Below are 14,694 nucleotides of genomic sequence, written 5' to 3'. Positions count from 1 at the left end.
GTCTATGCTCAAAGGCGTGAACTGACCAAGTCCTTCAACTCGCCCAGCTTGCCATGGAAGAAATGCCCGCATTCTGCCACTTTCAGCAACTCGTGGGGACGCTGTAGGGCTGCCGACCAGTCGTAGACCAGTTGCGGACTGACCACCTCGTCCTGCTCCGGCTGGATGACCGTCAGACTGCTGCCCTGTGGCGGCACCATTGTCTCGCTCTCCAGGCGCATCACCGCCGGCGCGACCAGGAATATCCGCTCCGGCACCTGCCCCTGTGCAGCCAGGCGCTCCGCGAGATTGAGCGCGACGTAGCCGCCGAAGGAAAAGCCGAACAGACTCAAGGGCAGCTGCGGCCACTGCTCGCGTACCCACTGAACGACGGCTTCGGCATCATCCACCTCGCCGCTGCCCATGTCGTGACTGCCTGCGCTGGTGCCGACGCCACGGTAGTTGAAGCGCAGCGTGCTGTAACCGGCATCCCGGGCGGTGCGTTGCAGGGTGGAGACGACCTTGTTCAGCATGGTCCCGCCCTTCACCGGATTGGGATGACAGAGCAGAGCCAGGCCACGGGCCTGCGGCAGTTCGAGGTAGAGCGCTTCGAGCGGACCGCAGGGCCCATCGATGAACAGGGAACTTTCACGATTCGACAAACTGTATCTCCGTGAGCCCGCCTGGGGCCGGCTCGTCTTGGATGGTTGGATCGCCACGCCCCGCGGAAAGACCGTCTAGCACAAAGATGTGCTGCAGCAGCATTCGTGCCGGACCATGACTAGGCTTGCGCAATGGCGGCACGAATCGCTGCATGCGTCTAGACCGGCTATACAGGGCAGACTGGAGCCGCTAACGTAAAACAAAGAAGCCTATAGAGGAAGGATCGTGGAACAGACGCTCATGGCCTGGTTGCTACCGGCCCTCACCCTGCTTGTCGGCATCACCATCGGCTTCGTTGCCGCTCGTCTATTGCCCAATGCGGCACCCGGCCGGACACAACGCCAGCTGGACGAGTTGCAGGAGCGCTTCGACACCTATCAAAATGAGGTGATCACCCACTTCAACACCACCGCCAGCCTGGTGAAGAAGCTCACCCAGAGCTATGCGGAAATTCAGGAACACCTGTCCGAGGGTGCCAGCCGTCTCGCGCTCGACGAGTTGACCCGCCAGCGCCTGCTCGCCACGCTGCAGAACCAAGAGAGCCTCGGCGATCATGAGCGCCTGCCCGGCGCAACGGCACCCGAAGCGCCCAAGGATTATGCCCCCAAGATCGCCAACGCCCCCGGCATGCTGGACGAGCAATTCGGCCTGAAAGGCAAGCACTGAAGCCTGGCCGACGAGCGGCGCTGACGAACCTGGCTGTGCATGCCTGGGAGTGCTTGTGCCTGGGAGTGCTTGTGTCCGTGCCCGAATGCACGCCAGCCTGCCAGAGGGAGCGGACTACCCCCTGAACACCAAGACAGCCTTCTTCTAGAAGATGATGCATCTGAGCCCCCAAAACCCTCGCAGCCGGGGGCTGCGAGGGCCTGGTCGAGACGGCAGGTCGTCTTAGAGGGCGCCGCGGCTGCGCAGCAGTTCGAGCACCTGCTTCACCCCCTCCTCCACCGAGTGATGCTGGGTATCGATCACCAGATCGGCATCCAGCGGTATGTCGTAGGGGAAGGACTCGCCGGGAATGTTGTCGCTGCCGGAAGCATACAGCCCTTGCGGATCGCGCTCGCGGCAGGCCAACGGCGAGGCCTGTACATAGACGGTCATCAGCCGCTCGGCGCCGATCAGCGCCTGGGCCTGGGCGCGCCCCTCGGCATCCGGAGCGACAAAGGCGGCCAAGGTCAAGAGGCCAGCCTCGTTGAACTGCCGGGCCACCTGAGCGGCGCGCCGCCAGTTCTCGGCACGCCCGACGCGATCCAGCGGCAGGCCCTTGTTCAGGTCGTGGCGCAGGTTCTGCCCGTCCAGCACATAGACCGCTCGGCCCATGTCGAACAGCTTGCGCTCCAAGGCATAGGCCAGGGTGCTCTTGCCGGCACCGGACAGGCCGGTGAACAGCACCGTGGCCGGCTGCTGGCCGAAGCGGGCGGCGCGCTCCCCGGCACTGACATGGGCAAGCCGGCCGTGGTGATTCCCGGCGTTCTGCCCGGACAGCGGCTCGGCGGCGATCATGCCGGCGCCGACGGTGCCGTTGGTCAGGCGGTCGATGACGATGAAGGCGCCGCTGGTGCGGTTGTACTCATAGCCGTCGAGGGCGATGGGCGCGTCCAGACTGATCCGCACGCGGGCGATCTCGTTGAGCTTCAGCTCGCTGGCCGGCGCATGCTCGAGGGTGTTGACGTCGATACGGTGCTCGATACCGACGATATTGCCCGGCACATAGCTGGTGGCGCGCTTGATATCGTACTTCTTGCCCGGCAGCATCGGCTCCTCGGCCATCCACACCAGCATGGCCTCGAAACCGTCGGTGACCTGCGGGCGGTTATCGGCATGCACCAGCATGTCGCCGCGCGACACGTCGATCTCGTCCTCCAGGGTCAGGGTGACCGCCTGGCCGGGAATCGCCTGCTCCAACTCGCCGTCGTAGGTGACGATGGAGCGCACTCGGCTGGTCTTGCCCGAGGGCAGCACGGCGACTTCGTCGCCCTTGTGCACGATGCCGCTGGCCAGGGTACCGGCGAAGCCGCGGAAGTTCAGGTTCGGCCGGTTGACGTACTGCACCGGAAAGCGCATGTCGGCCAGGTTGCGGTCGGCGGCGATCTCGACGGTCTCGAGGATTTCCATCAGCGACGGGCCCTGATACCAAGGCGCGCGCTCGCTCCGGTTGACCACATTGTCGCCCTTGAGGGCGGACATCGGCACGAAGTGCAGCGAGCTTGGCTTGAGGCCGAGACGCTCGGCAAACTGCAAGTAGTCGGCCTGGATGCGCTCGAAGACGCCCTGATCGAAATCCATCAGGTCCATCTTGTTGATGGCGACCACGATGTGCCGGATGCCCAGCAGCGAGGCGATGAAGCTGTGCCGGCGGGTCTGGGTCTGCACGCCGTAGCGGGCGTCGATCAGGATGATCGCCAGGTCGCAGGTGGACGCCCCGGTGGCCATGTTGCGGGTGTACTGCTCGTGTCCGGGCGTGTCGGCGATGATGAACTTGCGCTTGGCGGTCGAGAAATAACGGTAGGCCACGTCGATGGTGATGCCCTGCTCGCGCTCGGCCTGCAGGCCGTCGACCAGCAGCGCCAGATCGACCTCGTCACCGGTGGTGCCGACCTTCTTGGAGTCGCGAGTGATGGCTTCCAGGTGATCCTCGTAGATCATCTTGGAGTCGTGCAGCAGGCGGCCGATCAGGGTGCTCTTGCCGTCGTCGACATTGCCGCAGGTGAGGAAGCGCAGCAGTTCCTTGCGTTCGTGCTGGGCCAGGTAGGCGAGGATGTCCTCGCTGATCAGTTCGGATTGATGCGACATGAGGCGAAGACCTTAGAAGTAGCCCTGACGTTTCTTTTCTTCCATCGAACCGGCACCATCATGGTCGATGACCCGGCCCTGGCGTTCGGAGGTGCGGGTCAGGAGCATCTCCTGGATGATGTCCGGCAGGGTGGCGGCGGTGGACTCCACGGCGCCGGTCAGCGGGTAGCAGCCGAGGGTGCGGAAGCGCACCATCTTCTTCTGGATGCGCGCCCTCTCCTCGTCGGAGAGATGCTCGAGGATGCGCTCGTCGTCGATCATGATCAGGGTGCCGTTCTTCTCGATGACCTCGCGCTCGGCGGCGAAGTACAGCGGCACGATGGGAATCTGTTCCAGGTAGATGTACTGCCAGATGTCCAGCTCGGTCCAGTTGGACAGCGGGAACACGCGGATCGACTCACCCTTCTTTACCTTGCCGTTGTAGACGTTCCACAGCTCGGGGCGCTGGTTCTTCGGGTCCCAGCGGTGCTTGCTGTCGCGGAAGGAGTAGACGCGCTCCTTGGCGCGGGACTTCTCCTCGTCGCGCCGGGCACCACCAAAGGCAGCGTCGAAGCCGTACTTGTCGAGAGCCTGCTTGAGACCTTCGGTCTTCATGATATCGGTGTGCTTGGCACTGCCGTGGGTAAAGGGGTTGATACCCTGCGCCACCCCTTCGGGATTGACATGGGTGATCAGCTCCAGGCCCATCTCCGCGACCATCTTGTCGCGAAACTTGTACATTTCCTGGAACTTCCACTGAGTATCGACATGCATCACCGGGAATGGCAGCTTGCCCGGAAAAAAGGCCTTGCGCGCCAGATGCAGCATGACGGCAGAATCCTTGCCGATGGAATACAGCATCACCGGGTTGTCGAACTCGGCGGCCACCTCACGGATGATGTGGATGCTTTCCGCCTCCAGCTGTTTCAGATGCGTCAGTTTGTCGACCATGGCTACTCACGGATTGCGGATGGGTTACGGCCTGCGGGCCGTGGGACGTTGGCGCACTCTAGCACAGACCATTCTTCTAATAGGATCACCTCTTAGATCAAGACGATCTAGAGATATAGCTACCGCTCAGACCGGGTTGGGACAATCGACGAACAGGTGTTCGATGCCGAAGGTCCGTGCCAGGTATTCGCCGAGGGCCTGCACGCCGTAGCGCTCGGTGGCATGGTGCCCTGCCGCCAGGAAGTTGATGCCGCTCTCCCGCGCACAGTGCACGGTGGCTTCGGAAACCTCGCCAGTCAGGTAGGCGTCCACGCCGGCGGCGATCGCCTGCTCGATATACCCCTGCGCCGCCCCGGTGCACCAGGCGATACGCCGGATCGGCCGGTCGGCCTCGATCAGCAGGGGCTGGCGATCCAGCGCCTGCCGCACTCGGCGGGCGAACTCCTGTGGCGCGAGTGGCTCGGGCAGATTGCCGACCAGACCGACCGACCGAGGATTGCCCGGCTCCAGCGGCCCCTCCACGCGCAGCCCGAGGCGCTCGCCCAGTTGCACGTTGTTGCCCACCACGGGGTGCACGTCCAGTGGCAGATGATAGGCCAGCAGGCTGATGTCGTTGCTCAGCAGGGTCTGCAGCCGGCGGCGCTTGCTGCCGACGATGCAGGGGTTCTCGTTGCGCCAGAAATAGCCATGATGCACCAGCACCAGATCCGCCTCTGCCTCGACCGCGGCATCCAGCAGCGCCTGGCTGGCCGTCACGCCGCTGATGATTCTGGCGACCCAGGCCCGCCCCTCGACCTGCAAGCCGTTCGGGCAATAATCGGTCATGCCGGACGCCGCCAGATAGCGATCGGTTTCCTTCACCAGCTCGGACAGGGCAATGGCCATCGATGTCTCCATGAAAGGTTTGCGAGCCGCTAGCCAGTCGGCGGCTCACTCGTATAATGGCGCACCTTACGGTCCCCCCTTAGCCCTCGCAACCCCAAGGACTCCCGCTCCATGCTAAAGGCCCTGCGTTTTCTCGGCTGGCCCCTGGCGGTCGGAGTGCTGCTGGCCCTGCTGATCATCCAGCGTTATCCGGAGTGGGTCGGCCTGCCGCAACGCAACGGCAACGGACCGCAGCCCCCCCTGCCCATTCTTTCCCCACAAAGCCCCGCCTCCTATGCCAACGCCGTTAGCAGCGCCGCGCCGGCGGTAGCCAACCTGTACACCACCAAGGTCGTCAAGAAACCAAGCCAGCCGCTGTTCGATGACCCACTGCTGCAGCAGTACTTCGGCAACTCTCTGCCCAGCCAGCGACGCTTGGAGTCCAGCCTGGGTTCCGCGGTAATCATGAGCCAGGAGGGCTATCTACTGACCAACAACCACGTCACCGCCGGTGCCGACCAGATCGTCGTCGCCCTGAGGGATGGCCGCGAAGTCCTTGCCCGGGTGATCGGCAACGACCCGGAAACCGACCTGGCAGTGCTCAAGATCGATCTGGACGAGTTGCCGGTCATGCATCTGGGGCGCTCCGACAGTATCCGCATCGGCGATATCGCCCTGGCCATCGGCAACCCCTTCGGCGTCGGCCAGACCGTGACCATGGGCATCATCAGTGCCACCGGGCGCAACCAGCTGGGGCTGAACACTTATGAGGACTTTATCCAGACCGATGCGGCAATCAATCCGGGCAACTCGGGAGGCGCGCTGATCGATGCTAATGGCAACCTGATTGGCATCAATACCGCCATCTTTTCCAAATCGGGCGGTTCCCAGGGTATCGGCTTCGCAATTCCGGCGAAGCTGGCTCTGGAGGTGATGGAGGAAATCATCAAGCATGGCCAGGTGATTCGCGGCTGGCTCGGTCTCGAAGTGCAGCCACTGACCAAGGAATTGGCCGAATCCTTCGGCCTGGAGGGCCGGCCGGGCATCGTCATCGCCGGCATCTACCGGGACGGCCCTGCCCAGCGGGCCGGTCTGCAACCGGGCGATCTGATCGTCAGCATCGACGGCCAGCCAGCCGCCGACGGGCGCCATGCCATGAATCAGGTCGCCCAGACTCGACCGGGAGAGACCATCGAGATCGAGATCCTGCGAAACGGCCAAGCCCTGACCCTGACCGCCGAGATTGGCCTGCGCCCACCGCCCACCGCCGTACAGCCGTAAAGCACCCCGCCCGGAAACGGACAAGAGTAGTGCCACCTACGACTCAGCAGAGGCCTGCCAGCGCATCGATCAGCGCCTGATTCTGCTCGGGGGCACCGATGGTGATGCGCAGGAACTGGCGAATCCGCTCCTGCTTGAAGTGACGGACGATAACCCCCTGCTCGCGCAGCCCTGCCGCCAACCCCTCGGCATCGCGCCCGGGATGTCGGGCGAAGACGAAGTTGGCTGCCGACGGCAGCACCTCGAAGCCCAAGCGCTGCAGCTCACCAACCAGTTGTTCGCGGCTGGCGATCACTTGGCGGCAGGTCTGCTCGAAGTAGGCGCGATCCTCGAAGGCCGCAGCCGCCCCAACGATGGCCATGCGGTCCAGCGGGTAGGAGTTGAAGCTGTTCTTGATCCGCTCCAATGCCTCGATCAGCTCAGGGTGGCCGACCGCCAGGCCGACCCGTAGCCCGGCCAGGGAGCGCGACTTGGACAGGGTCTGGGTGACCAGCAGGTTGGCATGGCGATCGACGAGCGCGATCGCCGTCTCGCCGCCGAAATCCACGTAGGCCTCATCCACCACCACCACTGAATCCGGGTTGGCCTCGAGCAGCCGCTCGATGGCCTCAAGCGACAACAGACATCCGGTCGGCGCATTGGGATTGGGGAAGATGATCCCGCCGTTGGGCCGCGCATAGTCCTCGACGCGGATGCGAAACTGCTCGTCCAGCACCACGGTTTCGAAGGGGATCCCGTACAAGCCGCAGTACACCGGATAGAAGCTGTAGGTCACGTCGGGGAACAGCAGCGGCCGGCCATGCTGAAACAGTCCATGGAAGATGTGCGCCAGCACTTCGTCGGAGCCATTGCCGACAAATACCTGGCCGCTCTGCACACCATAGTAGTCGGCAATTGCCTGCTTCAGGCGCTCGCCATTGGGGTCCGGGTACAGGCGCAGGCTGTCGTTCAGCTCGGCCTGCATGGCGGCAATCGCCCGAGGCGACGGCCCGTAGGGATTTTCGTTGGTATTGAGCTTGACCAGCCTGCTCAGCTTCGGCTGCTCGCCCGGTACGTAGGGCACCAGGTTCTTGACGAAGGGGCTCCAGAATTTGCTCACGCCCTTCTCTCCTCGAATGCGGTTCGGTCTGCTTTGCATAGGAGCCAGCTCTCTGGCGATCTTCTCGGACATGAATCGCCAGCAAGCCGGCTCCTACGGGTTCGGGGGCGGCCTCAGCCCTTGATCCGGTACTCGGCGCTGCGCGCATGGGCGGTCAGCGATTCGCCACGGGCCAGCACCGAGGCGGTCCTGCCCAGCGCAGAAGCCCCGTCCGCCGAGCAGAAGATGATCGATGAGCGCTTCTGGAAGTCGTACACGCCCAGCGGCGAAGAAAAGCGCGCGGTACCGGAAGTCGGCAGCACGTGGTTGGGGCCGGCGCAGTAGTCGCCCAGCGCCTCGGCGGTGTAGCGGCCCATGAAGATGGCACCGGCATGGCGGATCTTCGGCAGCCACTGCTGCGGCTCGGCCACCGACAGCTCAAGGTGCTCGGGAGCGATGCGGTTGGCCACGGCGATGGCCTGCTCCATGTCGGCGACCTGGATCAGCGCGCCGCGTCCCTCCAGCGAGGTACGGATGATCTCGGCGCGCTCCATGGTCGGCAGCAGGCGGGCGATGCTCTCGGCCACCCGCCCGAGGAAAGTGGCGTCCGGGCTGACCAGGATCGACTGGGCGTCCTCGTCATGCTCGGCCTGGGAGAACAGGTCCATGGCAATCCAGTCCGGCTCGGTCTGACCGTCGCAAACCACGAGGATTTCCGAAGGGCCGGCGATCATGTCGATGCCGACCTGGCCGAATACATGACGCTTGGCCGTGGCCACGTAGATATTGCCCGGGCCGACGATCTTGTCCACCTGCGGCACGCTCTCGGTGCCGTAGGCCAGCGCGGCCACGGCCTGGGCACCACCGATGGTGAACACCCGATCAACGCCGGCCACGCAGGCAGCGGCCAGCACCAGCTCGTTGAGCTCGCCACGCGGGGTCGGCACCACCATAACCACTTCGGCAACACCGGCCACCTTGGCTGGAATGGCGTTCATCAGCACCGAGGATGGATACGCCGCCTTGCCGCCCGGCACATACAGCCCGGCGCGATCCAGAGGCGTGACCTGTTGGCCGAGTACGGTGCCGTCGACCTCGGTATAGGTCCAGGAGTCCTGCTTCTGCCTTTCATGATAGAGCCGCACGCGCTCGGCAGCCTTTTCCAGGGCCTCGCGCTGCTCCGGAGAGATACGCGTCAGAGCCAGCTCCAGGCGCTCGCGCGGCAGGATCAGCTCAGCCATGGAGCCGGCCTCGACGCCGTCGAAGCGCCGGGTAAACTCGACCACGGCAGCATCGCCACGCTCGCGTACGGCCTGGATGATTTCCAGCACACGCTGGTTGACGGCCTCATCGGAAACGCTTTCCCAGCTCAGCAGATGATCCAGATGGCGCGGAAAATCCGGATCGGCGGCATCGAGTCGGCGAAGGGCGATGGGTGCGGTCATAACGGGCCTCTTGAATGGCTGGAACTCGGGCGCCGCTAGCCTAGCAAGCCTTCCGCGCGGGCACCCGAGAAATTTCGCTATGACACGGATAGGCGTTGGCGGGTCGGAATCAGGCCGGGTGTCGACTCTCGACGGCTTCGCGCAGGGTATCGATCAGGGCCTGGATGCGCGCATGCTGCATCTTCATCGAAGCCTTGTTGACGATCAGCCGCGAGCTGATGGTGGCGATCAGCTCCTGGGGTTCCAGACCGTTGGCGCGCAGGGTGTTGCCGGTGTCGACCACGTCGATGATCTTGTCGGCCAAGCCCACCAGCGGCGCCAGCTCCATGGAACCATAGAGCTTGATGATGTCTACCTGGCGCCCCTGCTCGGCATAGTAGCGCTTGGCCACACTGACGAACTTGGTGGCCACCCGCAGACGCCCGCTGGGCGCCCCGGCACCGACCTTGCCCGCGGTCATCAGCTTGCAATTGGCAATCTTCAGGTCGAGCGGCTCGTACAGCCCCTGACCGCCATACTCCATCAGCACATCCTTGCCGGCCACCCCCAGGTCGGCAGCACCGTTCTCGACATAGGTCGGTACATCGGTGGCGCGGACGATCAGCAGGCGTACATCCTCCTGGCTGGTCGGAATGATGAGCTTGCGGCTCTTGTCCGGATTCTCGATCGGCACGATGCCGGCTTCGGCGAGCAACGGCAGGGTGTCGTCGAGAATCCGGCCTTTGGACAGGGCAATGGTAAGCATGAAAACGGGTGTCCTTGGATATTGGCCCCTCGGGGGCTGAGGCCGGCACCACAGCGGGCGCCGAACCTACCCCGGGATGCGGCGGATCTTGGCGCCGAGCAGCTGCAGCTTTTCCTCGATGCATTCGTAGCCGCGATCGATATGGTAGATGCGGTCGATCAGGGTATCTCCCTCGGCCACCAGGCCGGCGATCACCAGGCTGGCGGAGGCTCGCAGGTCGGTGGCCATAACCGGAGCGCCCTTCAGACACGGCACGCCGGTAACGATAGCGGTATTGCCCTCCACCAGAATGCGCGCGCCCATGCGATTCATCTCGTAGACATGCATGAAGCGGTTTTCGAACACGGTTTCAATGACCGTTCCCGTGCCTTCGGCAATGGCATTCAGGGAAATGAACTGGGCCTGCATATCAGTGGGGAACGCCGGATACGGCGCAGTGCGTACGTTCACCGCCTTGGGCCGGTTGCCCTTCATGTCCAGCGAGATCCAGTTGTTGCCAGTATCGATCTGCGCACCCGCCTCTTCCAGCTTGAGCAGTACCGCCTCGAGGATAGTGGGATCGGTATCCTTGAGCTTGACCCGCCCCCGGGTAGCGGCCGCAGCCACCAGATAGGTACCGGTCTCGATACGATCGGGCATCACGCTGTAACGACCGCCGCCCAGACGCTTGACGCCCTCAATGACGATGGTGTCAGTACCGGCACCCTTGATCTGCGCACCCATGCCGTTCAGGAAGTTGGCCAGATCGACCACCTCCGGCTCGCGGGCCGCATTCTCCAGCACGGTACGCCCATTGGCCAGCGCGGCAGCCATCATGATGTTCTCGGTGCCGGTCACGCTGACGATATCGAAAAAGAAGTGTCCGCCACGCAGACCCCCGGCCGGAGCCTTGGCCTTGATATAGCCGCCTTCCATTTCGATCTGTGCACCCAGCGCCTCGAGACCACGGATGTGCAGGTCGACCGGCCGCGAACCGATGGCGCAACCTCCCGGCAAAGCCACCTCGGCCTCGCCGAAACGGGCAAGCATCGGACCGAGCACCAGAATCGAGGCGCGCATAGTCTTGACCAGCTCGTAGGGGGCTACCAGCGTCTTGATGCTGTTGGCATCCACTTCCACGCTGAGCTTCTCGTCGATCACCGGCTGCACACCCATGCGGCCGAACAGTTCGATCATCGTCGTGATGTCGTGTAGGTGCGGTAGATTGCAGACGGTGACCGGCGTATCGGCCAGCAGGGTCGCAGCCAGAATCGGCAGCGCCGCGTTCTTTGCTCCGGAAATACGGATCTCGCCATCGAGGCGCTGGCCGCCGGTAATGATCAGTTTGTCCATGTTCTCTCGCGCAGGCAGGCTCAGGAACGCTCGGCCCAAGCGGCGCGACTGAAGAATTTCATGGTAATGGCATGAATGCGGCCATCGACGATCCAGTCGTTCAGCTGGGCATAGACCAGTTGCTGGCGCTTTACCGGACTCATGCCGGCCAGTTCATCGCTGATCAGGTTGAGCTGAAAATCGCAACCCTGCCCCTGCACCTCGACCTGGGTGCCGGCCAGCCTACTCTCCAGAAAGCTTTTGACTTCGGTGGGCTGCATGCATACCTCGGAAGCTGTCATGAATTACTCCTGCGGTGGATGTCGGCGCAAAGCAAACGGAATCGAGAGATCACCGGCTTCCTGGACACCCGGAAAGCCGCCCATCTTACAAAAAAGCCCGCCTACTGCGAACCCTGCAAATAGCGGCCCCGACGGAGAGCCCTGTGCGAGCCATCAAGCATCCAGCGGCAGCAACTCAAGCAGACCGCAGACCTGGGCAATCTCGCGCATGTCCTGAGGCAGTGCACGTATCCGCAGGCGCTTGCCAGCGGCCTTGGCGTCACGCAGATAGGCCAGCAGCAGGGACGGCCCGACACTGCTGGACTTTTCCACGCCCGCACAGTCGAGCACCAGGTCCTTGGCCTCGGCTGCGCCGATCAGTACCCGCCCCTGCTGACGCAGGGCCGGGCCAGTGCTGTAGTCGAGCACGCCGACAAGGGCGAGCACGCCAGGTTCGTCCTGGCGAATCGAGGCCTCGCTCATTGCCCCGCAGCCTTCTTGCCTTCTTCACTATCCTTGGCCTTGGCTACCACGTCAGCCCAGCCATCGATGGTCTTGTCCAGATTCTGGCCATTGCGCTGCATGCTCTCGGCGAACTGATCACGGAACAGTTTGCCGATGTTGATGCCATTGATGATGACATTGCGCAGCATCCACTGGCCCTGCTTATTCACCATGGTGTAGGAGACCGGGTAGACGGTACCCTGAGTATCGCGAACCTCCATGCCGACACTGGCTCGGTCACCTTCGACTGGCACGGAGGAAGGTAGAACACGAATATCCTGATTGTTGTACTCCAGGAGAGCGTTGCCATAGAACTGCATCAGGCTGCGCTTGAAATTCTCCTGAAAGCGGGTCATCTGTTCCGGAGTCGCCTTGTGCGAATACTTGACGGTCATGATGCTGCGGGAAATTCCGTCGGCATCCACCACAGGCCCGAGAATCCGGTCCAGCGCATCGTAAAAAGCCTGCGGGTTGCTTTTGTAGGCGGCCTTGTTCTTTTTCAGATCGCCAAGCAGGTTATCGGTGGTCTGCTGCACCACCTGATGAGGGGTGGTCGATGCAGTTGCAAACAGCGGCATGAGAGCCAGCAGCACCAGAAAACCACGACGCAAAACAGTAAGCATAGGGATATCCTCTGTGACCTATTCTTCTTTGTCCTTGTTGACGGAGTTCATCAGGAACTTGCCGATCAGATCCTCGAGCACCAATGCCGACTGAGTATCCTGGATGGAGTCACCATCCTTCAGCAATTCTTCCTCGCCCCCGACACTGATACCGACATACTTCTCGCCCAGCAGGCCCGCAGTCAGGATTGACGCCGTGGAGTCACTCGGCAGATTGTCGACGCGCTTCTCCAACTCCATAGTCACGCGACCGGTATAGCTGTTGCGATCCAGGTCGATGGCCGTGACCTTGCCGATAGCGACGCCCGCCATGGTCACTTTTGCCCGGACCGTCAGGCCGGCGATGTTATCGAAATACGCATAGAGCTTGTAGGTATCGCCATTGGTGCTGACCGTCAGGCCGCTGACACGCAGTGCCAGCAACAGGAGGGCCAGCATACCTGCCAGGATGAACAGGCCGACACCGGTTTCTAGGGTGCGGGTTTGCATCAGTTATCTCCAAACATCAAGGCTGTCAGAATGAAGTCCAGTCCCAGCACGGCCAGCGAGGCATAGACCACTGTTCTTGTAGTAGCGCGGCCGATTCCTTCCGAAGTCGGCTCGCAGTCGTAACCCTGGAACACGGCGATCCAGGTCACCACGAAGGCGAAGACAACGCCCTTGATCGCACCATTGATCACGTCGTCGTAAAGATCCACGCTGCTCTGCATGCTGGCCCAGAACGAACCCTCGTAGACCCCCAGCCAGTCCACCGCGACCATGGCACTGCCCCAGATGCCGACCACGTTGAAGATCGCGGCCAGCAGCGGCATGGAAATGAAGCCGGCCCACAGGCGCGGCGCGATGATGTACTTGAGCGGATCGACGCCGATCGTCTCCAGACTGGAAAGCTGCTCGGTGGACTTCATGTTGCCGATTTCCGCAGTGAGCGCCGAACCGGCACGCCCAGCGAACAGCAGGCCGGTGACGACCGGCCCCAGTTCGCGCAACAGGGTCAGGGCGACCAACTGGCCGACCGCCTGCTCCGAGCCATAGCTGACCAGGATGTTATAGCCTTGCAGCGCCAGCACCATGCCAATGAAGAGACCAGAAACGACGATGATCGGCAACGACAGCACGCCGATCGAATGAATCTGCCTCATCAGCAACTGGAAACTGCTGCCAGCACCACCCCGACCGAACATGGTATGCAGCAGGAACAGAGCGGAACGCCCCATTGCCTCGACCACGTCGATGGCGGAGCGACCCAGCAGAGCGATCTGTTCGAGGAGGGATCTCCTGTGCATCAGCGCCTCCCCAGAAGGTCGTTGTGATAATCGGGCGCCGGAAAATGAAAAGGCACCGGGCCATCCGGCAAACCCTTCATGAACTGGGTGACGCGCGGATTCTTGGAGTTCATCAAGTCCTGGGGAGTCCCCTCTCCCAGCACCTGACCATCGCCCACCACATAGAGGTAATCGGCGATGCTGGCCGTTTCGGCCAAATCGTGGGAAACCACTATACTAGTAATGCCCAAGGCATCATTGAGCAGGCGAATCAGCCGCACCAGTACGCCCATGGCGATCGGGTCCTGGCCGACGAAGGGTTCGTCATACATGAGAATCTGCGGATCGAGAGCAATTGCCCGAGCCAGCGCCACGCGACGCTTCATGCCGCCGGAAAGCTCGTCGGGCATCAGGTCGATGGCACCACGCAAGCCGACCGCCTGCAGCTTCATCAGCACGATGTCGCGGATCATTTCATTTGGCAGCTTGGTATGGACCCGCAGCGGAAAGGCAACGTTCTCGAACACATCCAGATCAGTGAACAGCGCACCGCTCTGGAACAGTACTCCCATCTCCTTGCGCACATCGAACAGCTCGCTGCGCGACAGATGCGGAAGGTTATGCCCATTGACCCAGACTTCGCCGCTTTCCGGCTTGAGCTGGGCGGCTATCAGACGCAACAGAGTGGTCTTGCCACACCCCGAGGGCCCCATGATGCCAGTGACTTTGCCGCGCGGTATGCGGATGTCTACATTATTGAAGATGCTGCGCGAGCCTCGCTTGAAGGAGACCCCCTTCAGCATGACTGCGTAGTCGTTTGAGTCGCTCATCTAGACTCCTTGTGAATACCCCCTCGGCTAAACGCCGCTGCCCCCAGGACAGGAGGGCGCCGTACCGCTTGACCGAACTGGCGGGCACTATAACACTGCCAGCAC

16 protein-coding genes are annotated in these 14,694 nt (G+C 62.6%); 2 read left to right on the top strand and 14 right to left on the bottom strand.

What is annotated here, in order from left to right; genetic code table 11:
• Nucleotides 1-8: 8 nt before the first annotated feature.
• The gene (locus tag EV691_RS05070) at nt 9-641 is read right to left on the bottom strand and encodes an alpha/beta hydrolase (RefSeq protein ID WP_131300199.1); all 633 of its coding nucleotides are present in this window, start codon (nt 639-641) and stop codon (nt 9-11) included.
• A gap of 226 nt (nt 642-867) precedes the next feature.
• Between EV691_RS05070 and EV691_RS05065 the strand changes: the two genes are divergently transcribed.
• On the top strand, nt 868-1,308 hold the full coding sequence (locus EV691_RS05065) for a Z-ring associated ZapG family protein (RefSeq protein WP_131300197.1): 441 nt from the start codon (nt 868-870) through the stop codon (nt 1,306-1,308).
• A 222-nt stretch (nt 1,309-1,530) separates the two neighbouring features.
• On the opposite strand, the gene cysN is transcribed toward EV691_RS05065, so the two are convergent.
• From cysN to EV691_RS05050, 3 genes are all read right to left on the bottom strand, one after another.
• Nucleotides 1,531-3,432 (bottom strand): sulfate adenylyltransferase subunit CysN, encoded by a 1,902-nt coding sequence (cysN, locus tag EV691_RS05060; RefSeq protein WP_131300195.1) that lies wholly within the window; start codon nt 3,430-3,432, stop codon nt 1,531-1,533.
• Between the two features lie 12 nt (nt 3,433-3,444).
• A complete protein-coding gene (gene cysD / locus EV691_RS05055) occupies nt 3,445-4,362 on the bottom strand; it encodes a sulfate adenylyltransferase subunit CysD (protein WP_131300193.1) in 918 nt (305 codons plus the stop codon).
• A gap of 126 nt (nt 4,363-4,488) precedes the next feature.
• A complete protein-coding gene (locus tag EV691_RS05050) occupies nt 4,489-5,247 on the bottom strand; it encodes a Nif3-like dinuclear metal center hexameric protein (RefSeq protein ID WP_131300191.1) in 759 nt (252 codons plus the stop codon).
• Nucleotides 5,248-5,358: 111 nt separating this feature from the next.
• Here EV691_RS05050 and algW point away from each other — a divergent pair, with 111 nt between their 5' ends.
• A complete protein-coding gene (algW, locus tag EV691_RS05045; protein WP_131300189.1) occupies nt 5,359-6,507 on the top strand; it encodes a Do family serine endopeptidase AlgW in 1,149 nt (382 codons plus the stop codon).
• A 43-nt stretch (nt 6,508-6,550) separates the two neighbouring features.
• Here the strand turns inward: algW and hisC are convergent, their stop codons facing one another.
• The 10 genes from hisC to EV691_RS04995 form a co-directional block, all read right to left on the bottom strand.
• Nucleotides 6,551-7,606, bottom strand: coding sequence for a histidinol-phosphate transaminase (gene hisC, locus EV691_RS05040; protein WP_131300187.1), 1,056 nt, complete (start codon nt 7,604-7,606; stop codon nt 6,551-6,553).
• A gap of 113 nt (nt 7,607-7,719) precedes the next feature.
• The gene (gene hisD, locus EV691_RS05035; RefSeq protein ID WP_131300184.1) at nt 7,720-9,030 is read right to left on the bottom strand and encodes a histidinol dehydrogenase; all 1,311 of its coding nucleotides are present in this window, start codon (nt 9,028-9,030) and stop codon (nt 7,720-7,722) included.
• Between the two features lie 109 nt (nt 9,031-9,139).
• Nucleotides 9,140-9,775, bottom strand: coding sequence for an ATP phosphoribosyltransferase (hisG, locus tag EV691_RS05030; RefSeq protein ID WP_131300182.1), 636 nt, complete (start codon nt 9,773-9,775; stop codon nt 9,140-9,142).
• Between the two features lie 66 nt (nt 9,776-9,841).
• The gene (gene murA / locus EV691_RS05025) at nt 9,842-11,107 is read right to left on the bottom strand and encodes a UDP-N-acetylglucosamine 1-carboxyvinyltransferase (protein WP_089167415.1); all 1,266 of its coding nucleotides are present in this window, start codon (nt 11,105-11,107) and stop codon (nt 9,842-9,844) included.
• Between the two features lie 20 nt (nt 11,108-11,127).
• On the bottom strand, nt 11,128-11,367 hold the full coding sequence (locus EV691_RS05020; protein ID WP_089167414.1) for a BolA family protein: 240 nt from the start codon (nt 11,365-11,367) through the stop codon (nt 11,128-11,130).
• A 174-nt stretch (nt 11,368-11,541) separates the two neighbouring features.
• Complete coding sequence (locus EV691_RS05015) at nt 11,542-11,850, bottom strand: STAS domain-containing protein (protein WP_089167413.1); 309 nt, start codon at nt 11,848-11,850, stop codon at nt 11,542-11,544.
• Nucleotides 11,847-12,494, bottom strand: coding sequence for an MlaC/ttg2D family ABC transporter substrate-binding protein (locus EV691_RS05010; protein WP_131300180.1), 648 nt, complete (start codon nt 12,492-12,494; stop codon nt 11,847-11,849). Before EV691_RS05010 ends, EV691_RS05015 begins: the two co-directional genes overlap by 4 nt.
• A gap of 18 nt (nt 12,495-12,512) precedes the next feature.
• Nucleotides 12,513-12,983, bottom strand: a complete 471-nt coding sequence (gene mlaD / locus EV691_RS05005; protein WP_131300177.1) for an outer membrane lipid asymmetry maintenance protein MlaD — start codon at nt 12,981-12,983, stop codon at nt 12,513-12,515.
• A complete protein-coding gene (gene mlaE, locus EV691_RS05000) occupies nt 12,983-13,780 on the bottom strand; it encodes a lipid asymmetry maintenance ABC transporter permease subunit MlaE (RefSeq protein WP_131300175.1) in 798 nt (265 codons plus the stop codon). The genes mlaD and mlaE overlap by 1 nt, the downstream gene beginning before the upstream one ends.
• Nucleotides 13,780-14,589, bottom strand: a complete 810-nt coding sequence (locus tag EV691_RS04995; RefSeq protein ID WP_089167411.1) for an ATP-binding cassette domain-containing protein — start codon at nt 14,587-14,589, stop codon at nt 13,780-13,782. The genes mlaE and EV691_RS04995 overlap by 1 nt, the downstream gene beginning before the upstream one ends.
• Between the last annotated feature and the right edge of the window lie 105 nt (nt 14,590-14,694).

The sequence above is a fragment of the Azotobacter chroococcum genome (assembly GCF_004339665.1).
In the GTDB taxonomy this organism is placed as follows: Bacteria; Pseudomonadota; Gammaproteobacteria; order Pseudomonadales; family Pseudomonadaceae; genus Azotobacter; species Azotobacter chroococcum.
This window is presented reverse-complemented; position numbering and strand designations above follow the sequence as displayed.